Genomic DNA, 21,605 nt, shown 5'->3' with positions numbered 1-21,605 from the left:
CGGCGGCCACGACCCGGAGACGGCCGGCGTGCTTCCGAGGAGCCCGGGCCCCGCCTCCATCGGCGTCCCGGCGCTGCTCTGCAGCCGAGACGTGCCGAACCGTTCCCGTGCGGCTTGGCACGCGGACACGCTGCGCCTGCCGTCGGGGCGGCCCGGCGGCCGTTACCGTCGACGCATGCCTGCTCGCACGACGACGACCCGACCCTCGGGCCGGTCGTCCGCGCGCGGACGCTCGGGCTCCGGGTCGACCGCGTCCCGGAAGCGCCCGCCCGCCAAGCGACCCGCCACCGGCGGCCGCAAGCCCGCCGCCCGCAAACCCGCGTCCAAGGGGTCCGGTCCCGGTCTGTGGAGCGTCGTCAGCGGCGGCTGGTCGTTGCTGGCGCGGGGCGCCGGCGGGCTGGCCCGCTCGGTCGCCCGCCCGGAGGAGGCCGAGCCGCTCGCGCCCGAGCACCGCCGCGACGGCGTCGGCCTGGCCGTGCTGGGCCTGGCCGTCGTCCTGGGTGCGGCCGCCTGGAGCAACGGCATCGGCCCGGTCGGCGCCGCGTTCGCCGGCGGGGTCCGCTGGATCGTCGGCTCGCTGGTCATGGTGCTGCCGGTCGTGCTCTTCCTGGCGGCGCTGCGGCTGCTGCGCCGCGGCCCGCGCCCCGAGGCGCGCGGCAGGCTGGCGATCGGCTGGCTGTGCCTGGTGGTGTCGGTGCTGGGCGTCGCCGAGGTCGTCGGCGAGGGCGCCGCCCCGTCGCAGGACCGGCCCGGCTCCGGCGGGCTGGTCGGCTGGGCCGCGGCCACGCCACTGGTGGCGGGCGTGGGCACCGTCGTCGCCGTCGTCCTGCTGGTCCTGCTGGCCTTCTTCGGTCTGCTGGTGCTGACCGCCACGCCGGTGCACCAGATCCCCGAGCGCCTGCGTGAGCTCACCGACCGCCTGCTGGGTCAGGCCCACGACGACGAGGACCACGACGACGAGGACCACGACGACGAGGACCTCTACGACGAGGACTGGGACGACGAGGAGGAGCCGGCCGAGCCGCCGGCGCCGCGCCGCGCCCGCCGCCGGTCGCTGTCGGACGACCTGATGGACACCGGCCCGGTGGAGACGGTGCCGGCGATCGACCACGCGGCGCTGGAGGAGGCGCCCGAGGCGGTGCTGCACCAGCCACCGCCCCCGCCGGTCCCGGCCCGCCGCCCCGCGGTGGTGGACCGGACCGCGCCGGTGGAGGAGCTCGAGCCCATCGCCGAGCCCGAGCAGCTGCGCATCGAGCCGGTGGAGGGGCAGTACACGCTGCCCTCGGTCGGTGTGCTGCGCGCCGGCGACCCGCCGAAGAAGGGCTCTGCGGCCAACGACGCGGCGATCGAGGCCATCACCGGCGTCCTCGAGCAGTTCAACATCGACGCCGCCGTCACCAGCTTCACCCGCGGCCCGACGGTCACCCGCTACGAGATCGAGCTGGGCCCGGCGGTCAAGGTCGAGAAGATCACCGCGCTGACCAAGAACATGGCGTACGCGGTGGCCAACGACAACATCCGGATCCTCGCGCCGATCCCCGGCAAGTCCGCCGTCGGCGTCGAGGTGCCCAACACCGACCGCGAGATGGTGAGCCTCGGTGACGTGCTGCGCTCCCAGGTGGCCAAGCAGGACCCGCACCCGATGCTCGTCGGGCTGGGCAAGGACATCGAGGGCGGGTTCGTCTGCGCGAACCTGGCCAAGATGCCGCACCTGCTGGTCGCCGGTGCCACCGGTGCCGGCAAGTCCAGCTGCGTCAACTCGCTGCTGACCTCGCTGCTGCTGCGGGCCACGCCGGACCAGCTGCGGATGATCCTGGTCGACCCGAAGATGGTCGAGCTCACGCCCTACGACGGCATCCCGCACCTGATCACGCCGATCATCACCGACCCGAAGAAGGCGGCCACCGCGCTGGCCTGGCTGGTCGAGGAGATGGAGCAGCGCTACCAGGACATGCGGGCCACCGGCGTCCGGCACATCGACGACTTCAACCGCAAGGTGGAGCGCGGCGAGATCGTGGCGCCCCCGGGCAGCGAGCGGGTCTACCGCCCCTACCCGTACATCCTCGCCATCGTCGACGAGCTCGCCGACCTGATGATGGTCGCCCCGCGCGACGTCGAGGAGTCGATCGTCCGGATCACCCAGAAGGCGCGTGCCGCCGGCATCCACCTGGTGCTGGCCACCCAGCGGCCGTCGGTCGACGTCGTCACCGGCCTGATCAAGGCCAACGTGCCCTCGCGGCTGGCGTTCTCCACCTCCAGCCTCACCGACAGCCGGGTCATCCTCGACCAGCCCGGCGCGGAGAAGCTCATCGGCATGGGCGACGCGCTGTTCCTGCCGATCGGCGCGGGCAAGCCGATGCGCGTGCAGGGCGCCTACGTCTCCGACGCCGAGATCGAGGCGGTCGTCGAGTTCACCAAGCGCCAGGCCGAGCCGGAGTACCGCGAGGAGGTCTTCAGCGCCGCCGAGGGCGAGAAGAAGGAGATCGACGAGGACATCGGCGGGGACCTGGAGCTGCTCGTCCAGGCCGTGGAGCTCGTCGTCACCAGCCAGTTCGGCTCGACGTCGATGCTGCAGCGCAAGCTGCGGGTCGGGTTCGCCAAGGCCGGGCGGCTCATGGACCTCATGGAGAGCCGCGGGATCGTCGGCCCGTCCGAGGGCTCCAAGGCCCGCGACGTGCTGGTCAAGCCCGACGAGCTCGAGTCGGTGATGTTCACTCTGCGCGGCACCGAGGGCTGAGCGCGGCCCCCCTGCGGGCTGGCGAGCGGCGGGGGGCGGAGGGGTCCGTCACCTACGATGGACCGGTGACACCTCCGACCGACCCTGCCCGCACCGTGGCGGTGGTGACCCTCGGGTGCGCCCGCAACGAGGTCGACTCGGAGGAGCTGGCCGGCCGGCTGGCCTCCGGCGGGTACCGGTTGGTCGAGGACGCCGAGGGCGCGGACGCCGTCCTGGTGAACACCTGCGGCTTCATCGAGTCGGCCAAGAAGGACAGCGTCGACGCCATCCTGGCCGCCACCGACTCCGGCGCCCGGGTGGTGGCGGTCGGCTGCATGGCCGAGCGGTACGGCTCCGAGCTCGCCGGTGCCCTGCCCGAGGCCACGGTGCTCGGCTTCGACGACTACGCGGCGATCGGCGACCGGCTCGACGACGTGCTCACCGGCCGCCCGCTCGTCCCGCACGACCCCCGGGACCGGCGCACGCTGCTGCCCCTCAGCCCGGTGGACCGCAGCGCGGCCGTCACCGCGCTCGACGCCCCGGCCATCCCCGGCCACGGCTGGCTGCAGCGGCGCCGGCTGGCCTCCGGTCCGTCGGCCGCCCTGAAGCTCGCCTCCGGCTGCGACCGGCGGTGCGCCTTCTGCGCCATCCCGGCCTTCCGCGGCTCGTTCGTCTCCCGCCCGCCGGTCGAGGTGCTCGGCGAGGCGCAGTGGCTGGCCTCGCAGGGCGTCACCGAGCTGGTGCTGGTCAGCGAGAACTCCACGTCCTACGGCAAGGACCTCGGCGACCTGCGCCTGCTGGAGCGGCTGCTGCCGCAGCTGGCCGCGGTCGAGGGCATCGCCCGGGTGCGGGTGGCGTACCTGCAGCCGGCCGAGCTGCGGCCGGGCCTGCTCGAGGTCGTCGCCGCCACCGACGGGATCGCCCCCTACTTCGACCTGTCCTTCCAGCACTCCTCGCCGACGCTGCTGCGCCGGATGCGCCGCTTCGGCGGCACCGAGGACTTCCTCGCACTCATCGAGCGGGCGCGCGCGCTGGCGCCTGCCGCGGGATTCCGCACCAACGTCATCCTCGGCTTCCCCGGGGAGACCGAGGACGACGTCGTCGAGCTCGAGCGCTTCCTCGTCGAGGGGCGCCTGGACGCCGTCGGGGTGTTCGGCTACTCCGACGAGGAGGGCACCGAGGCGATCGCTCTGCCGGGCAAGCTCGACCAGGCCGAGATCGACGCCCGCGTCCGGCGGATCACCGACCTGGTCGAGGAGCTCACCGCGCAGCGCGCCGAGGACCGCCTCGGCGAGCGGGTCGAGGTGCTCCTCACCGAGGACCTCTCCGCCGACGAGGGGACCGGGGTGTGGGCCGGGCACGCCGCCCACCAGGACCCCGAGGCCGACGGGACGACGACGCTCGCCGGGGTGCCGGACGGCGCGGTCGCGGGCATGCTGGTCACCGCAGAGGTCGTCGACACCGAGGGGGTCGACCTGGTGGCCACGGCACTCGTGCCTGCGGTACGCGCATGAATTCTCCGGTCGACCCGGCCGCCACGCCGCCCCAGTCGGCGCGGGTGGTCAACTTGCCCAACGCGCTGACCCTGCTCCGGCTGGCCCTCGTGCCTGTGTTCGCCGCCCTGCTGTTCGCCGACGGCGGGATGGACGACGACCGGCGCTACTGGGCCACCCTCGTCTTCGCGCTCGCGATCATCACCGACCGCTACGACGGGATGATCGCCCGGCGCACCGGCCAGGTGACCGAGTTCGGCAAGCTCGCCGATCCGATCGCCGACAAGGCGCTGACCGGCACCGCCCTCATCGGCCTGTCGGTCCTCGCACTGCTGCCGTGGTGGGTGACGCTCACCATCCTCGTCCGCGAGGTCGGCGTGACCCTGCTGCGCTTCTGGGTGATCCGCCACGGGGTGATCGCGGCCAGCCGCGGTGGCAAGGCCAAGACCGTCGTCCAGGCGCTGGCGGTCGGCATGTACACCCTCCCGCTCGACGGACTGTTCGGCACCGTCCGCTGGTGGGTGATGGCCGCCGCCGTGGTGCTCACCGTCGCCACCGGCCTGGACTACGTGTACCGCGCCCTCATGCTGCGGCGCACCAGCGCGCGCGCCATGCGCGCCGCGGCCGCCCGCCGCTCGCCGGGCCCGACCGGCGGGCCGCGGACCGACGCGGCCACCTGAGCGAAGGCCCCGCTCCCACCGTGGCAGGACCTCGTCCTCCCCCGTCCGCAGGCTCGGGGCGGAACGGGGGAAGGGCCTTCCGGCCTCCGGTGTTACGCCCAGAGCGGACGCGCCCGGCACGGCCAGGAAACCGTCGGTGCCTCCGCGTACCGTGAGCGCACGGCCTCCTCTCCGGGGTGCCGCCGCTTCCGCACAGGCAGGACAGGAGACGGCGATGACGCTGCTGCGCACCCAGCTCGGGACGACCCTGCGCGGCCACCGGCTGCGCCAGCGTCGGACGCTGCGCGACGTCTCCGGTGCCGCCCGGGTCAGCCTGGGCTATCTCTCCGAGGTCGAGCGGGGGCAGAAGGAGGCCTCCTCCGAGCTGCTCGCCTCGATCTGCGACGCCCTCGACGTCGAGCTCGCCGACCTGCTGGCCGAGGTCAGCCTGGGACTGCGCGGCGACGACGGCCGCCTGCGCCCGCTCGTCCCCACGGCCGCCGCCGACGTCCCCGCCGAGGAGGTCGCGGTCGCCACCCCCGGCGAGCAGCCGGTTGCCGAGCCCGCGCTGGCCCTGGTCGGTGCGCCGGCCCGCGCCGCCGGCCGCTCGTCCGGCGCGGTGTCGCTGGCGGCCTGAGGGAGCACCGCCGCCCACCCGGAGCAGGCCCCGGCGGGGTCCGCCACTTGACCGGACGCGTGCCCGGTGCCAGACAGGGGCCATGGCGTCGGCCGCACCGTTCCCGCCCGATCCTGCTCCGCCGGGGCGGGCCCCTCGTCCCCCCGCGCACGTACCGGGCTCGCACACCCGCAGCGGCAACGCCATGGGGCGCACCCGCGCCGGCCTGCTCGAGGGTGCCGTGCGGGCGTTCGCCGAGCGCGGCCTGCGGGGCAGCACGGTGCAGTCGGTAGCGGCCGCGGCCGGGGTGGCCAAGGCGACCCTCTACAACCACTTCCGGACCAAGGACGAGGTGGCCCGCGCGCTGCTGGCCGCCGAACTCGACCGGCTCACCGCGCTGGCCGTCGGCCTCGCCCCCGGTGCGGCCCTGACGGCGCTGGCCGACGAGGTCGCCGGCCACCCGGTGCTGCGCCGCGTCGCGGACGACGAACCGGCCGTGCTGACCGGCCTGCTGGCCACCTCACCGGAGCGCTGGGCGGAGCTGGTGGACCGGCTGGCCACGGTGCTGGGAGCCGACGCCGACGTCGCCGAGCTCGCGGCGCGCTGGCTGCTCGGTCTGGTGCTCCAGCCGGGGGAGCCCGCCGTCCGCCGCGCGACGGCCGAGCGGCTCGCATCCCTCGTCCCGCCGCCCTGACGGGCGTCGCGGCACGCGACCCGGGCCGGGCCGCGCGGTCCGCCGCTGCGGCGTGGGATGGTGACGGTCCGGCACCGCCCCGCCGGGGCGTCGGCTGCAGCTGCGACCATCGGAGCCCGTCGTGCGGTACCTCTTCCGGCCACCGGCCACCGACGGCGCGGGCCTGCTGAGCCTGCCCTTCCACCTGCCGCTCGAGGAGTGGGATCCGGAGCTGCTGCTCGAGGTCCCGCAGCGCGGCATCTCGCGGCACGTCGTCCGGTTCACCGCGCAGGGCGGGCACGTCTACGCGCTCAAGGAGATCCCCGAGCGGCTGGCCCGCCACGAGTACGCGCTGCTCGGCCAGTTCGAGGAGGAGGGGCTGCCCTCGGTCTCCGTGCTGGGCATCTGCGTCGACCGACCCGACGACCAGGACGCCGTCCTGGTGACCCGCTACCTCGAGTACTCGATGTCCTACCGGTACCTGTTCTCGCGGCCCCACGGCGAGCACTCCGAGGAGCAGCTGCTCGACACCATGGTGGTGCTGCTGGTCCGGCTGCACCTGGCCGGCGTCTTCTGGGGCGACTGCTCGCTGTCCAACACCCTGTTCCGGCTCGACGCCGGGGCCTTCACCGCCCACTTGGTCGACGCCGAGACCTCCGAGCGGCACCCGCAGCTGAGCCCGGGGCAGCGGCGCTACGACGTCGACCTCGCCCGGGAGCGGGTGGGCGCCGAGCTGCTGGACCTGCAGGCCGGCGGCCTGCTGCCGTCGCACGTGGACCCCATCGAGGTCGCCGACAGCCTGCCCGTGCGCTACGAGGCGCTCTGGGAGGAGGTGAACCGCGAGGAGGTCTTCGCACTGGCGGAGCAGCGGCAGCGGGTGGCCGAGCGGCTGCAGCGGCTCAACGACCTGGGGTTCGACGTGGGCGAGATCGAGCTCGTCACCGACCCCGAGGGCGGCGCGCGGCTGCGCGTGGAGACCCGCGTCTCCGAGCCCGGGCAGAACCGCCGGGAGCTGTTCCGGCTGACCGGCCTGGAGGTGCAGGAGCGCCAGGCCCGCAGGCTGCTCAACGACCTGCGCGCCTACCGCGCCACGCTGGAGCAGAAGACCGGCGCCCCGGTCCCGGAGACCGTCGCGGGTTACCGCTGGCTGGCCGAGTCCTACCAGCCCGTCGTCGAGGCCATCCCGCCCGACCTCGCCGGCCGGCTGGCACCTGCCGAGGTCTTCCACGAGATCCTCGAGCACCGCTGGTTCCTGTCCGAGAAGGCCGGCCACGACGTCGGGACGACGAAGGCCGCGCGCTCCTACTTCGCCACCGTGCTGCCCCGCACGCCCAAGGAGCTGACCACCCCCTCGGCCATCGTCGGGAGCCGCGACTGAGGGCCCCTCGCCCCACCGCTGGCAGGCTCGCGGCGGGACCCTGCCAGGGGGTCCGCGGCCTCGGTAACGGACCGGTTTCGTTCGAGTTGACACCCACTGTGGCCTGGGCCACGGTACGAAAACCGCGGTGATCTCAAGCTCGCTGCTCTCCAACGGAGGCGGGATGACGGTGTCGAGGAACGGCAAGGCCAGATCGTCCGGCGACGCCGCGAGGCGGGGGCGCAGACGTCAGCTGGGCGGTGCCGCAGCCGCGGCGGTGCTGGCCTCGACGCTCGCCGCGTGCGGAGGCGACGCCGGCGCGGCCAACGCCCTCACCTGGTACATCAACCCCGACTCCGGCGGGCAGGCCGAGATCGCCGCGCGGTGCACGGAGGAGTCGGGCGGGGCGTACACGATCGAGGTCGCGCAGCTGCCACGGGAGGCCTCGCAACAGCGGGAGCAGCTCATCCGCCGACTGGCGGCGAACGACGCGTCGATCGACCTGATGAGCCTCGACCCGCCCTTCATCCCCGAGTTCGCCGAGGCCGGCTTCCTGGCCCCGGTGCCCGAGGACGTCGCCCAACGGGTCACCGAGGACGTCGTCCAGAGCGCCGTCCAGGGCGCCACGTGGGACGGCGAGCTGGTCACCGTTCCGTTCTGGGCGAACACCCAGCTGCTCTGGTACCGCGAGTCGGTGGCCGAGGAGGCCGGGCTGGACATGAGCCAGCCGGTCACCTGGGACCAGATCATCGAGGCGGCCCAGCAGACCGACACGCTCATCGGCGCGCAGGGCATCCGCGCCGAGTCGTTGACGGTGTGGCTGAACGCCCTGATCGAGTCCGCCGGCGAGTCGATCATCACCGAGAACGCCGAGGACCCCGCAGACATCCAGTTCGGCCTGGAGTCCGATGCCGCCGTCCGCGCGGCCGAGGTGATGCGCGCGGTCGCCGACAGCGGCGTCGCCGGTCCGGCCTTCTCCACCGAGAACGAGGACGCCTCGGCGACCGAGTTCGAGGGCCCGGACGCCGGCTTCATGGTCAACTGGCCGTTCGTCTACGGGCGGGCGCTCAGTGCCGTGGAGGCCGGCACCCTCGACGCGTCGGTGCCGGAGGACTACGGCTGGGCGGTCTACCCCCAGGTCGACCCGGACGAGCCGGCCGCCCCGCCCTACGGGGGGATCAACCTCGGGGTCGGCGCGTTCAGCGCGGCCCCCGAGCTGGCGTACCAGGCCGCCGAGTGCATCGTCTCGGACGAGAACCAGGCCTACTACTTCACCACCAACGGCAACCCGGCCTCCTCCATCCCCGTCTACGACGACCCCGAGGTCCTCGAGGTCTTCCCGATGGCCCCGGAGATCCGGGAGTCGCTGGAGATGGCCGCCCCACGGCCGCAGACCGTCTACTACAACGAGGTCTCCGCCGCCATCCAGCGGACCTACCACCCGCCGGGCTCGGTCGTCCCCGGGGAGACCGGTCCCGCCGCGGCCGCGCTGATCGAAGCCGTCCTCGCAGGGGAGCAACTGCTGTGACCACGACGACCCTCCCACCCACGGAGAAGACCCAGCCGAAATCGGCACCGCGCGGCAGCATCAGCGACCGGTCCCGTTCCGAGCGCCGGCTCGGCTGGCTGCTCGCCGGCCCTGCCTTCTTCGTGATGCTGGCGGTGACCGCCTACCCGATCCTGCAGGCGGTCTACGAGTCGCTGTTCTCCTACCGGCTCACCGACCCGGCCAACCGCTCGTTCACCGGGCTGTCCAACTACCTGGTGATCCTCACCGACCCGCTGTGGTGGCAGGCCCTCGGCATCACCCTCTTCATCACGCTGGTGACCGTCGCGGTCGAGCTGGTGCTCGGCTTCGGCCTGGCCATGGTGATGGCCAAGGCGCTGAGCTCCATCCGGCCCGTCGTGCGGGCCTCGATCCTCATCCCGTACGCGGTGATCACGGTCGTCTCGGCGCTGGCCTGGCAGTTCGCCTTCGACATCAACACCGGTTTCGTCAACAGCTGGTTCGCCTGGCTGCCCGGCATCGGCACGGACACCGACTGGTTCGGCGGCACCTGGACGTCGTTGCTGGTGATCTGCCTGGCGGAGATCTGGAAGACCACGCCGTTCATCTCGCTGCTGCTGCTCGCGGGCCTCGCCCAGGTGCCGGAGGTGCTGCAGGAGGCGGCCAAGGTCGACGGCGCCACCTGGTGGCAGCGGCTGTGGCGGGTGACGATCCCGAACATGAAGGCGGCCATCATGGTCGCCCTGCTGTTCCGGACGCTCGATGCGTTCCGGATCTTCGACACCATCTTCATCATGACAGCCGGTGCCAACGGCACGGAGTCGGTGTCGTTCCTCGCCTACCGGCAGACGATCGCGCGGCTGGAGATCGGTCTGGGCTCGGCAGTCTCCGTGCTGCTGTTCCTCTGCGTGGTGCTCATCGCGGTGGGATTCATCAAGATCTTCAAGGTCGACCTGTCCCAGGCCAGAGGAGAGGGCTGATGTCGCGGCGCGAGAAGACCTGGTGGCTCATCGGCGGGCTCGTGCTCGTCGTCTACTGCCTGTTCCCGATCGCCTGGATCGTGTCGCTGTCGTTCAAGGCGCCGTCCGACCTGTCCAACGGGGGGTTCCTGCCGACGCAGTTCACCGGCCAGAACTACAGCGACATCTTCACCGGCAGCGCCAGCGGCCTGTTCCTCCCGGCGCTGCGCAACTCCTTCGGCATCTGCCTGATCGCGACGTTCATCTCCTGCATCCTGGCGATGTTCGCCGCCTACGCCATCGCGCGGCTGGACTTCCCGGGCAAGCGGCTGATCCTGACGACCGCGCTCGCCGTGGCGATCTTCCCGATCATCTCGATCGTGACGCCGCTGTTCAACGTGTGGCGGCAGATCGGCCTGTACGACACCTGGCCGGGGCTTATCCTCCCGTACCTGTCGCTCACCCTGCCGATCTCGATCTGGACGATGTCGGCGTTCTTCCGGGAGATCCCCTGGGAGATGGAGCAGGCGGCGCAGGTCGACGGCGCGACCACCTGGCAGGCGTTCCGCAAGGTCATCGTCCCGCTGGCCGCCCCGGGCGTGTTCACCACGGCGATCATCGCGTTCTTCATCGCCTGGAACGACTTCCTGTACGGCATCTCCCTGACCTCGACCGAGGCGGCCCGACCGGTCCCTGCCGCTCTGGGCCTGTTCTCCGGTGCCTCGCAGTTCGAGGACCCGACCGGTGTCACGGCCGCGGCCGCCGTGATCGTCACCATCCCGGTCATCGTCCTGGTGCTGCTCTTCCAGCGGCGCATCGTCGCCGGCCTCACCAACGGCGCGGTCAAGGGCTGACCCCCGTACCCACCCACCTCAGCGAGGGGACGAGATCTCATGGCTTCGATCGAGATGCGCAACATCGTCAAGCAGTACGGCGACGGCTACCCGGCCGTGAACGACGTCAGCCTGGACATCGCCGACGGGGAGTTCATGATCCTCGTGGGTCCGTCCGGCTGCGGTAAGTCGACGCTGCTCCGGATGATCGTCGGGCTCGAGGACATCACCAGCGGGGACATGCTGATCGGCGGCAAGCGGGTCAACGACCTGGCCCCGCGGGACCGCAACCTGTCGATGGTGTTCCAGAACTACGCGCTGTACCCGCACATGACCGTGTACGAGAACATCGCCTTCCCGCTGCGGCTGGCCAAGGTGTCCGACGACGAGGTGCGCCGCCGGGTCACCGAGGCCTCCGACGTGCTCGAGCTCAAGGACCACCTGGAGCGCAAGCCGGCGAACCTCTCCGGTGGCCAGCGGCAGCGGGTGGCGATGGGCCGGGCCATCGTGCGCCAGGCTGAGGCGTTCCTCTTCGACGAGCCGCTGTCCAACCTCGACGCCAAGCTGCGCGGCCAGATGCGCACCGAGATCTCCCGGTTGCAGCGCCGGCTGGGCATCACCACGGTCTACGTCACCCACGACCAGACCGAGGCGATGACCCTCGGCGACCGGGTCTGCGTGCTCCGCAAGGGCAAGATCCAGCAGGTCGCCTCGCCGCGCGAGCTCTACGAGCAGCCGGTCAACCTCTTCGTCGCCGGCTTCATCGGCTCTCCACCGATGAACTTCCTGCCCGCGAGCCTGGACGGCGACCGGCTGCAGACGCCGTTCGGACCGATCACGCTCGACGAGCGCCGGGCCGCCGCCGTCCGCGGCCGCGACCTGCTGCTGGTCGGCATCCGGCCGGAGTACTTCGAGGACGCGTCGCTGGTCGACGAGGCCAAGCGGCCGCTGGGCTCGCTGTTCCGGGCGCGGGTCGACGTCACCGAGTGGCTGGGCGACTCCCAGTACGCCTACATCCCCTACGAGGCACCCGACACGATCCGCGACCAGCTGCGCGAGCTGTCCCGGGAGCTGGACGCCGAGGAGCTGCGCACCCAGGCGATCGTCTCCATCGACGCGACCAGCCGGATCCGGGAGGGGCGTGAGGCGGAGTTCTGGCTGGACGCCCGCAAGGTGCACGTGTTCGACCCGCAGACCGGCGACAACCTCACCCGGGACGCCGAGGCCGGCGCCCGGCTGACCCAGATGGCGACCGAGGACCGGGTGGAGCAGGTCCAGGAGGCACAGGCACAGGGGACGACGGTCGGCGGCGGCGCCAGCCGGGCCGGAGCCGCCTGAGAGAGGACCCCGTCCGCCCCACCCACAGCTCAGGGCGGGACCCCGGACGGGGCCACTGGCGGGGGCCCAGACGGTGGCGGTGTCCGGCTAGCGGGTCAGCGACCGGGTGAGGACGAGGCGGTCCTCACCCGGTCCGACCCCGTCCTGCGACAGGTGGGCACTGGCGCCGAGCGCGGTGTGGAAGGCGACCGCGGCGGTGTTCTCCGGTCGGGCGACCGCCTGGACGACGCGCGCCCCGGTGTCGCGCGCCAGGTCGTCGAACCACGCCACCAGCCGGCGGCCCAGGCCGGTGCGGCGCCGGTCGTCGCGCACGGCCAGCAGGTGCAGGTAGGCCAGCCGGTCGGCGGTGACCACGCCGAGCAGGTAGCCGACGTCCTCCCCGGCGGCACTGCGGGCCAGCGTGCCGAAGCCGCCGAACTGGTCGAACCAGACCGGGTGGTGCAGCGGCCGGGTGTCGACGTCCCAGAACCTGTCGTGCGCGGCGAGCAGGCGGGCGCGGACGACGGGAGCCGACAGCTCGGCGAACCCGACCATTGTGACGTCGTCGGGCGCGCTCACCGGCGGGCGGCCGCCAGCTCGTCGCGGGTCGGCGGGTCGGCGCCCTCGCGGGTGCAGGTGAGCGCCGCGACCAGGGCGGCGTCGTCGATGATCGGCAGCAGCTGCTCGTCGGGCAGCTCCTCCAGCGCGGCCCGGGTGGTGACCCCGGCGTCCAGCAGTCCCGCGAACAGTCCCGCCGCCAGCGAGTCACCGGCGCCCACCGTGTCGGCCACGGTCACCCGCGGGGGCTCACGGCGCAGCAGCTCACGGCCGGGCCGGGCGATGCGCAGCGGCGCCCCGCGGTCGGTGAGCAGCACCAGGGCGGCGCCGCGGTCGGCCCAGCGCAGGGCCGTCCCGTCGAGGTCGCCGGCGCTGTCGGGCTCGAGCCAGGCGAGGTCCTCGGCGCTGACCTTGACGATGTCGGCCCGGGACAGCAGCCGGTCGAGGCGGGTGCGCACCGACGCGGCGGAGTTGCCCAGCGCCGTCCCGACCGGGCCGTTGGCCAGCATCGGTCGGATGTTGGGGTCGACGCTGACCAGCGCCCGGCCGTCGGCGGCCACCTGCTCGACCAGCCGGGCGATCGCCTCGCAGCCCGGCTGGGTCCAGCTGGAGATCGAACCGACGTGCAGGATCGCCGTTCCGGGCGGCAGCACGGCGGCGAGTTCCTCGTCGGTCCACTGCCAGTCGGCGGCGCCCTGCACGTGAAACCCGTAGTCGGGGGAACCGTCGGGGCCCAGGCCCACCACCGCGAGGCTGACCGGCTCGGTGGCCGGTACCAGCCCGGCGAGGTCCACGCCGGCCAGCTCCACGTGCCGTCGCAGCCCCACGGCCAGCGGCCCGGTGCCCAGCCGGGCGAGCAGCCGCACCGGGACGCCGAGACGGCCGGCGGCCACCGCGACGTTCAAGGCGTTGCCGCCGGGCCGGGCGACGTAGTGCGGGGTCGTGCCGTGCGGCCCGGCGCCGACCGCGAGGTCGGGGAGCATGTCGACGACGAGCTCACCGAGGACGCTCAGCATCGAGTGGTCGCTGGTCACGCCCGCGACCCTAGCGACCGGAACGCCTCCGTACCCCGGCGCTGGCTCACCCGCGGGCGCACCTGGGACGATGACGGGGACGACGATCGCTGCGGCACGCCGGACGGGTAGGCCCTGGCGGACGACCGCTACCTGCGCAGGAGGACAGATGCCGAACCCGTTCGTGAAGCTGTGGAAGTACCTCACGGCCTCGGCCAACGCCAAGATCGACGAGAAGGCCGACCCGAAGATCCAGATCCAGCAGGCGATCGAGGCCGAGCAGCAGCGACACCAGGCGCTGGCCAACCAGGCGGCCGCCGTGCTGGGCAACCAGCGCCAGCTGGAGATGCGGCTCAACCGGCAGCTCGGCGAGGTGGAGAAGCTGCAGGCATCCGCGCGCCAGGCGTTGGTGCTGGCCGACCAGACCCGCGCCGGTGGGAACGAGGCCAAGGCGATGGAGTACGAGAACGCCGCGCAGGCCTTCGCCACCCAGTTGGTCGCCGCCGAGCAGTCGATGGAGGACCTCAAGCGCAGCCACGACGAGGCGCTGCAGGCTGCCGAGCAGGCGCGCGGCGCGGTCGAGCAGAGCCGGATGCGGCTGCAGACGACCCTGGCCGAGCGCACCAAGCTGATGAGCCAGCTCGAGCAGGCCAAGATGCAGGAGCACGTGGCGGCCTCGCTCAAGCAGGTCAACGAGCTCTCCGCGCCGGGCAACACCCCGAGCCTGGGCGAGGTGCGGGACAAGATCGAGGCCCGCTACGCGAACGCCCTGGGGCAGGCCGAGCTGGCGCAGACGTCGGTCGAGGGCCGGATGCTCGAGGTGCAGAAGGCGACCCTCGACGTCGCCGGCGCCTCCCGGCTGGACCAGATCCGCGCCTCGATGGGGCAGCCCGCGATCACCGGCCAGGCCGCGGCGCCGGCGTTGGAGGAGGGGACGCCGTCAGTGCCGACGTCGACCGCGCAGCCGGCGACGCAGCCTGCCGAGCGCCCCGACCAGCAGTAGGAGAAGGACCCCTCTGCCCCCCACCGCTCGCAGGCTCGCGGCGGGACCCTGCAGAGGGGTCGCTGCCCGGTCACCGAAGTGACCGGGCAGCGGCGTCTCAGGAGGCGCTGGGGAGTGGGGGCGGGTGACCGGGCTCGCCGGTGCGGGCCGCCGGGTCGATGGGGGAGCGGGTGGCCTGGCAGCGCGGGCACCAGTAGGTGATCCGCTCCTGCAGGTCCGGGCCCTGGTCGCCGCGCAGGATCGGGGTGCCGCAGCGCAGGCACGGACGGTCCTTGCGGCCGTAGACCCAGTGGTCCCGCCCGCGGCGCAGGTCGCCGGTGGTGCTCTGCTCCGGGCGGTCGCGGTTGGCCAGCATCAGCGACCGGGTGCGCTCCACGAGCCCGGGCAGGTCCGCGACGTCGGCCACCCGCATCCACGGGTGCACGCCGCAGACGAACAGGCCCTCGACCTTGTAGAGGTTGCCGGGGCCGCACAGGTTGCGCTGGTCGAGGATGGCCACGCCGATCTGCTCGTCGGGGTGCGCCCGCAGCCGGCGCAGCGCCTCGTCGAGGTCCCAGTCCGGACCGAGGACGTCGGGGCCGAGGTGGCCGACCAGCTGGTCCTCGTGCTCGGTGCGCACCATCGCCACGTCGTGCAGCCGGTAGCCCACGCACTCCCACTCGTCGGTGGCCAGGATGGCGCGGATGGAGAAGGCCGGACCGCCGCGCCACCGGGCGCCGTGCCGGTAGATGTGCCAGCTGCCGTCCATCCGGTAGTGCGTGCGCAGCGTCCAGCCGTCGGTGAACCGGGTGAGCATGTGCTTGCCGCGGGGCACCACCTCGAAGACGGTCCGCCCGGCGAGGTCGGTGGCGGCCAGCTGCGGCACGCGCAGCTCACCGCGGCGCAGGGTGGCCCCGCCGAGCGCGGTGTCCATCCGCTTCGCCGCCAGCCAGACGGTGTCTCCCTCGGGCACGCGCTCCAGTGTCCCCCGGCCCCGTCCAGAGGCTCACCCGAGCGTGCGAGGGGTGAGGGGAACGGGTCCTTCCGGAGGCCGGCGGGGCCCTGGACGGGGCCGCGGGCTCAGGCGCGCAGGCGGAGGCCGCGGGGGGTGGCGGCGAAGCCGGCCGCCTGCAGCGCGGCCGACAGCGGGGTCGACTCGTGCACCGAGGCGCCGTCGGCCTTCTGCACCACCATCCGGCCCAGCGCGCCCGCCGCGACCGCTCCGGACAGCGCCGTCGCGGCCTCCTTGAGGATGGTCTCGTCCTCGGTCCAGGACAACAGCGTCCCGCCGCCGCGCTCGACGTAGAGCACCAGCTCGCCGTCGACCAGCACCACCAGCGCGCCGGCCTTCCGCCCTGCGCGGTGCCCGGTGGAGCGCCGTCCGCCGCCGGTGCCCTCACCCACGTCGACGGCCCCACCGGGGTTGCCGCCCTCGTCCGTCGCGCCGGGCCGCTCGGGCCAGGGCAGTGCCGCACCGTAGACGTTGGCCGGGTCGGTCGCGGCCAGCACCACCGCGCCGCCGGGCACCCGGTCCGGCGACGCGAAGCTGCGCAGCCGGTCGACCGACCCCGGCGTGCCGAACTGGGCGGCGCCGAGGGTCTCCACGAAGTAGCCGCGCCGGGCCCGGCCGTTCTCCTCGAACGCCCGCAGCACCGGGTACACCGCGGAGAAGCCGCCCGAGACCTGCTCGGCGACCACCGCGCCGCGGGTGAGCACGCCGTGCCGCTCGAGCAGCGCCTCGGCGCGGGCCGTCGTCCGCTTGGTGGCGTTGGGCTCCCGGTCGGGCAGCCGCGACCAGCGGCCGGCCATCGTCGGCGGCCCGCCGCGGGTCGGCATGGCCGGCCGGCCCAGTCGGGTGCGGCCGTAGCGGCTGCGGTCCAGCCGGGCTCGGGGCGGCGCGGGCTGGCGCTTGTGCGTGCCGCCGCCGGACAGCCGGGTGCGCAGCGGCGCGAGGGTGTCGTTGGTGAGCACGCCGGACCAGACGAGATCCCACACCAGGTCGGCGAAGGCGGCGTCGTCGGTGGAGCCGGCCAGGTCCGACAGCCCGCGGAAGAACAGCGCCTGACCGCCGGCCAGCTGGTCCAGCACGGTGGATGCCGCCTCGGGCAGCTCGAGTGGCTCGGGGAGCAGGAGCGGGGCGAGGTCGGCCGGGACGAGGCTGACCCAGCCGTCGCCGCCGGGCAGCCCGCCGGCCCCGGCCCACAGCACCTCGCCGGCGCTGGTCAGCTCGTCGAGCATCGCGGGGGCGTAGTCCCGGACCCGGGCCGGCAGCACCAGCGACTCCAGTGCGCTGGCCGGCACGAGGGCGCCTGCCAGCTGCTCGACGACCGCGAGGACACCGTCCGGGCCGCGCATCCGGCTGCCCACCGACTGCCAGGACGGGGTGAAGCGCGCCAGCGTGCCGACCGGCACCGGCTCCACCTCCTGGCGCAGCCGGGCCAGGCTGCGCCGGCGGACCGACCGGAGCACGTCGGCGTCGCACCACTCCTGGCCGGTGCCGCCGGGACGGAACTCGCCGGTGACCAGGCGTCCGGTGCCGACCAGCCGCTGAACGGTCGCGCTCACCACCGCGACGCCGAGCCCCAGCCGCTGCGCCACCTCGCCGGGCTGGAAGGGGCCGTGCGTGCGGGCGTAGCGGCCGACCAGGTCGCCGAGCGGGTCGGGCACCGGCTCGGTGAACACCTCGGGTACCCCGACGGGCAGGGCGGTGCCGAGGGCGTCACGCAGCCGGCCGGCGTCCTCGATCGCCACGTACCGCTCCTCGCCGGCGATGCGCACCACCAGCGCGCGGCGGGCGGCCACCAGCTCGTCGAGCCACTCCCGGCCCACGCCGCGGGCGGCGGCCTCGGCGGGGGTGAGGTCACCGACGATGCGCAGCAGGTCCGCGGCGCTGTCGAGGTCGCGGGGGTGGCGTTGGGCCGGCAGTCGCTGCAGCTCGTTCTCGACCTCGGTCAGCGCCTCGGCGTCGAGCAGCTCGCGCAGCTCGGAGCGGCCGAGGAGCTCGGCGAGCAGACCGGTGTCGAGGGCCAGCGCCTGCGCCCGCCGCTCGGCCAGCGGCGCGTCGCCCTCGTAGAGGAACTGGCCGACGTAGCCGAACAGCAACGACTGGGCGAACGGGGAGGCCGCCTGGGTCTGCACGTCGACCACCCGCACCCGGCGGGAGCGGACGTCGCGCATCAGCTCGACCAGGCCGGGCACGTCGTAGACGTCCTGCAGCACCTCGCGGGCGGCCTCCAGCGTGATCGGAAAGCTGGAGAACTCGCTGGCCACCGAGAGCAGCTGTGCGGCGCGCTGCCGTTGCTGCCACAGCGGGGTGCGCCGGCGCGGGTCGCGGCGGGGGAGCAGCAGCGCCCGCGCCGCGCACTCACGGAACCGGCTGGCGAACAGCGCCGAGCTGCCGACCTCGGCGGTCACCTCCCGTTCGACGTCGTCCGGGTCGAGGACGGCGAGGTCGGCCTCCGGCGGCTCGCCGGTGGTGTCGGGCAGCCGCAGCACGATGCCGTCGTCGGAGTGCATCGAGGCGACGTCCACGCCGTAGCGCTCCCGCAACCGGGCGGCGAGCACCAGCGCCCACGGGGCGTTGACCTGGGCGCCGAAGGGGGAGTGGACGACCAGCCGCCAGTCGCCGAGCTCGTCGCGGAAGCGCTCCACCAGCAGCGTGCGGTCGTCGGGCAGGTGCCCGGTGGCCTGCTTCTGCTCGGCGAGGTAGGCCAGCAGGTTGGCCGCGCCCCACTCGTCGAGGCCGGCGGCGCGAGCGCGGTCGAGCCCGGCCTCGGGCGTCGCGGTGCCGACCTCGCGGAGAAAGGCGCCCAGCGCACGGCCCAGCTCCAGCGGGCGGCCGGGGGCGTCGCCGTGCCAGAACGGCATCTTCCCGGGCTGGCCGGGGGCGGGGCTCACCAGCACGCGGTCGTGGGTGATCTCCTCGATCCGCCAGGAGGAGGAGCCGAGGAGGAACACGTCGCCCACCCGTGACTCGTAGACCATCTCCTCGTCGAGCTCGCCGACCCGCCGGCCGCCGCGGCTGTCCTCGCCGCCGACGAGGAAGACGCCGAACAGGCCGCGGTCGGGGATGGTGCCGCCGCTGGTGACCGCCAGCCGCTGGGCGCCACCGCGAGCGGTCAGGGTGTCGGTGACCCGGTCCCAGGTCAGCCGCGGCCGCAGCTCGGCGAACGCGTCGGAAGGGTAGCGACCGGCCAGCATGTCGAGCACCGCGTGCAGCGCGGAGTCCGGCAGCGAGGCGAACGGCGCCGACCGGCGGACCAGTGCGGCGACCTCGTCGACGGTCCGCGGCCGCTCGGAGACGATCGCGACCACCTGCTGGGCCAGCACGTCGAGCGGGTTGCGCAGGTAGCGGGTCGACTCGATCGCGCCGGCCTTCATCCGTTCGGCGACCAGCGCGCACTGGACCAGGTCGCCGCGGTACTTGGGGAAGAGCACACCTCGGCTGACCGCGCCGACCTGGTGACCGGCGCGGCCCACCCGCTGCAGACCGGAGGCGACCGTGGGCGGCGCCTCCACCTGCACGACCAGGTCGACCGCGCCCATGTCGATGCCGAGCTCGAGGCTCGAGGTGGCCACCACGGCCGGCAGCCGCCCGGTCTTCAGCGCCTCCTCGACGATCGCCCGCTGCTCGCGGGACACCGAGCCGTGGTGCGCGGCGGCGACCGGCTGCACGCCCTCGGGCACCCCGCCGCCGGAGCCGGCCTGGGCCATGAGCGCGGCGGCGTTGGTGCCGGGCGGGACCGGCTCGCCGGTCGCCCGCTCGTAGGCCAGCTCGTTGAGCCGGCTGGTCAGCCGCTCGGCCAGCCGCCGGGAGTTGGCGAAGACGATCGTGCTGCGGTGGGCCTCCACGAGGTCAAGGACCCGTTCCTCGACGGCCGGCCAGATCGACGTCCGCGGTTGGTCGCCCGCCGCGGAGCCGTCGAGCTCGCCGGTGGGCTGGCCCAGGGCGCTCATGTCCTCGACCGGGACGACGACCGAGAGGTCCCACTGCTTGCCCGACCCGGGTGCGACCACCTCCACCGGCCGGCCGCCGGCCAGGAAGGCGGCCACCTCCTCGACGGGGCGCACCGTCGCCGACAGACCGATCCGCTGGGCCGGGCGCTCCAGCAGCTCGTCCAGCCGGTCGAGCGAGACGGCCAGGTGCGCGCCCCGCTTGGTGTCGGCCACCGCGTGCACCTCGTCGACGATCACCGTCTCGACGCCGCGCAGCGCCTCCCGCGCCGAGCTGGTGAGCAACAGGAACAGCGACTCGGGCGTGGTGATGAGGATGTCGGTGGGGCGCCGGGCGAAGGCGCGCCGCTCCTCGGCGGGGGTGTCGCCGGACCGGGTGCCGACCTGGATCTCCGGGCGGAGCAGACCCAGCCGGGCGGCGGCCTGGCCGATGCCGGCCAGCGGGGCGCGCAGGTTCCGCTCGACGTCGACGGCCAGTGCCTTGAGGGGCGAGACGTAGAGGACCCGGCAGCGGGCCTGCTCGTCGGCCAGCGGCGGTGTGCCGGCCAGCCGGTCGAGCGACCACAGGAAGGCGGCGAGCGTCTTGCCCGAGCCGGTCGGGGCCACGACGAGTGCGTGGCCGCCGCTGCTGATGGCCTCCCAGGCGCCTTCCTGAGCGGCGGTGGGCTCGGCGAAGGCGCCGGTGAACCAGGCCCGGGTGGGCTCGGAGAACCGGTCGAGGGCGGGCACGGCTCCAGTGTCCACAGGCGGACGACACTCCGCTGACCTGCGAACAGCAGCCGGGGGCCCCGACGTGGCGTGCGGCACACTGACGCCATGCGCCGATCCCTGTACGAGGCCGAGCACGAGGACTTCCGGGAGACGGTCCGCGCCTGGGCCGAGAAGAACGTCGTCCCCTTCCACGACCAGTGGGAGCGCGACGGCATCGTGCCCCGCGAGGTCTGGACCTCTGCCGGTGCCCAGGGCCTGCTCGGCACCGACATGGACGAGCGGTACGGCGGTGGGGGCGTGCGCGACTTCCGCTACCAGGCGGTGCTCGACGAGGAGCTCATGCGGATCGGCGCCACCGGCCTCGGCTTCGGCCTGCACAACGACGTCGCCGGGCCCTACCTGCGCGACCTCGGCACCGAGGAGCAGAAGCAGCGCTGGCTGCCGGGTTTCTGCAGCGGTGAGCTCATCACCGCCATCGCCATGACCGAACCGGCGGCCGGCAGCGACCTGCAGGCCATCCGGACGACGGCCTGCCGGGACGGCGACGGGTGGCTGCTCGCCGGCTCCAAGACCTTCATCACCAACGGCATCAACGCCGACCTGGTCATCGTCGTGGCGCGGACCGACCCCGACGCCCCGGGGTCGCGGGGGCTGAGCCTCCTGGTGGTCGAGCGCGGCATGCCCGGCTTCACCCGCGGCCGGAACCTGGCCAAGATCGGCCTCAAGGCGCAGGACACCGCGGAGCTGTACTTCGACGACGTGCAGGTGCCGGCGGAGAACCTGCTGGGCGCGGAGAACCGCGGCTTCGCCCACCTCATGGAGAACCTGCCGCAGGAGCGGCTGTCAATCGCGGTCGGCGCGGTGGCTGCGGCCGAGACCGTGCTGGCCCAGACCGTCGAGTACGTCACCGGGCGCACCGCCTTCGGGCGGCCGGTGGGCAGCTTCCAGAACAGCCGGTTCGTCCTGGCCGAGCTGCAGACCGAGGTCACCATCGCCCGCACCTTCGTCGACGAGTGCGTGCGCCAGCTCGACCGCGGCGACCTCACCCCGGTCGACGCGGCGATGGCCAAGTTCTGGACCACCGAGCTGCAGAACAAGGTGGCCGACCGCTGTCTGCAGCTGCACGGCGGCTACGGCTACATGGACGAGTACCCGGTCTCCAAGGCCTGGCGCGACGCCCGCATCCAGCCAATCTACGGCGGCACCAACGAGATCATGCGCGAGATCGTCGGCCGTGCCATGGGCCTCTGACAGGGGC

The 21,605-nt window shown here is 73.7% G+C and carries 16 protein-coding genes; 12 read left to right on the top strand and 4 right to left on the bottom strand.

All coding sequences use genetic code 11. The annotated features are described in order from the left end of the window. The first annotated feature begins 175 nt into the window (after positions 1–175). The 10 genes from BUB17_RS15070 (at position 176) to BUB17_RS15025 (ending at position 12,151) form a co-directional block, all read left to right on the top strand. A complete protein-coding gene (locus tag BUB17_RS15070; protein ID WP_072919334.1) occupies positions 176–2,737 on the top strand; it encodes a DNA translocase FtsK in 2,562 nt (853 codons plus the stop codon). A 65-nt stretch (positions 2,738–2,802) separates the two neighbouring features. Next, positions 2,803–4,230, top strand: a complete 1,428-nt coding sequence (locus BUB17_RS15065) for a MiaB/RimO family radical SAM methylthiotransferase (protein ID WP_072919332.1) — start codon at positions 2,803–2,805, stop codon at positions 4,228–4,230. Next, complete coding sequence (gene pgsA, locus BUB17_RS15060) at positions 4,227–4,889, top strand: CDP-diacylglycerol--glycerol-3-phosphate 3-phosphatidyltransferase (protein WP_072919330.1); 663 nt, start codon at positions 4,227–4,229, stop codon at positions 4,887–4,889. The genes BUB17_RS15065 and pgsA overlap by 4 nt, the downstream gene beginning before the upstream one ends. A 214-nt stretch (positions 4,890–5,103) precedes the next feature. Then, a complete protein-coding gene (locus BUB17_RS15055; protein ID WP_072919329.1) occupies positions 5,104–5,505 on the top strand; it encodes a helix-turn-helix domain-containing protein in 402 nt (133 codons plus the stop codon). 184 nt (positions 5,506–5,689) lie between these two features. After that, positions 5,690–6,178: a TetR/AcrR family transcriptional regulator gene (locus BUB17_RS15050; protein WP_244277232.1), complete on the top strand. Its 489-nt coding sequence runs from the start codon at positions 5,690–5,692 to the stop codon at positions 6,176–6,178. Positions 6,179–6,299: 121 nt separating this feature from the next. After that, entirely contained in the window at positions 6,300–7,535 is a 1,236-nt protein-coding gene (locus BUB17_RS15045; RefSeq protein ID WP_072919325.1) for a DUF4032 domain-containing protein, read from the top strand. A gap of 163 nt (positions 7,536–7,698) precedes the next feature. Then, positions 7,699–9,042 carry an extracellular solute-binding protein gene (locus BUB17_RS15040; RefSeq protein ID WP_072919324.1) on the top strand — a complete coding sequence of 448 codons (1,344 nt, stop codon included), beginning with the start codon at positions 7,699–7,701 and terminating at the stop codon, positions 9,040–9,042. Next, on the top strand, positions 9,039–10,001 hold the full coding sequence (locus tag BUB17_RS15035) for a carbohydrate ABC transporter permease (protein WP_072919322.1): 963 nt from the start codon (positions 9,039–9,041) through the stop codon (positions 9,999–10,001). The genes BUB17_RS15040 and BUB17_RS15035 overlap by 4 nt, the downstream gene beginning before the upstream one ends. Beyond that, positions 10,001–10,834 (top strand): carbohydrate ABC transporter permease, encoded by an 834-nt coding sequence (locus BUB17_RS15030; protein ID WP_072919321.1) that lies wholly within the window; start codon positions 10,001–10,003, stop codon positions 10,832–10,834. The genes BUB17_RS15035 and BUB17_RS15030 overlap by 1 nt, the downstream gene beginning before the upstream one ends. Before the next feature lie 39 nt (positions 10,835–10,873). Continuing rightward, a complete protein-coding gene (locus BUB17_RS15025) occupies positions 10,874–12,151 on the top strand; it encodes an ABC transporter ATP-binding protein (protein WP_072919319.1) in 1,278 nt (425 codons plus the stop codon). Between the two features lie 87 nt (positions 12,152–12,238). On the opposite strand, the gene BUB17_RS15020 is transcribed toward BUB17_RS15025, so the two are convergent. Continuing rightward, complete coding sequence (locus tag BUB17_RS15020; protein WP_141243033.1) at positions 12,239–12,709, bottom strand: GNAT family N-acetyltransferase; 471 nt, start codon at positions 12,707–12,709, stop codon at positions 12,239–12,241. After that, positions 12,706–13,722 carry a PfkB family carbohydrate kinase gene (locus BUB17_RS15015; RefSeq protein WP_083606350.1) on the bottom strand — a complete coding sequence of 339 codons (1,017 nt, stop codon included), beginning with the start codon at positions 13,720–13,722 and terminating at the stop codon, positions 12,706–12,708. The genes BUB17_RS15020 and BUB17_RS15015 overlap by 4 nt, the downstream gene beginning before the upstream one ends. A gap of 148 nt (positions 13,723–13,870) precedes the next feature. On the opposite strand from BUB17_RS15015, the gene BUB17_RS15010 reads away from it, so the two are divergent. Further along, positions 13,871–14,704 carry a PspA/IM30 family protein gene (locus BUB17_RS15010; RefSeq protein ID WP_072919316.1) on the top strand — a complete coding sequence of 278 codons (834 nt, stop codon included), beginning with the start codon at positions 13,871–13,873 and terminating at the stop codon, positions 14,702–14,704. A gap of 97 nt (positions 14,705–14,801) precedes the next feature. On the opposite strand, the gene BUB17_RS15005 is transcribed toward BUB17_RS15010, so the two are convergent. Both BUB17_RS15005 and BUB17_RS15000 read right to left on the bottom strand, forming a co-directional pair. Beyond that, entirely contained in the window at positions 14,802–15,656 is an 855-nt protein-coding gene (locus BUB17_RS15005) for a DNA-formamidopyrimidine glycosylase family protein (protein WP_072919314.1), read from the bottom strand. A gap of 107 nt (positions 15,657–15,763) precedes the next feature. Next, a complete protein-coding gene (locus BUB17_RS15000; RefSeq protein WP_072919313.1) occupies positions 15,764–20,365 on the bottom strand; it encodes an ATP-dependent helicase in 4,602 nt (1,533 codons plus the stop codon). 87 nt (positions 20,366–20,452) lie between these two features. Here BUB17_RS15000 and BUB17_RS14995 point away from each other — a divergent pair, with 87 nt between their 5' ends. Next, positions 20,453–21,598 carry an acyl-CoA dehydrogenase family protein gene (locus tag BUB17_RS14995; protein ID WP_072919311.1) on the top strand — a complete coding sequence of 382 codons (1,146 nt, stop codon included), beginning with the start codon at positions 20,453–20,455 and terminating at the stop codon, positions 21,596–21,598. The last annotated feature ends 7 nt before the right edge of the window (positions 21,599–21,605 follow it).

Origin of the sequence: Geodermatophilus obscurus (assembly GCF_900143215.1) — a bacterium.
Taxonomy (GTDB): domain Bacteria; phylum Actinomycetota; class Actinomycetes; order Mycobacteriales; family Geodermatophilaceae; genus Geodermatophilus; species Geodermatophilus obscurus_A.
Note: the sequence above shows the minus strand (reverse complement) of the source record. Positions and strands in the feature narration are given on the sequence as shown.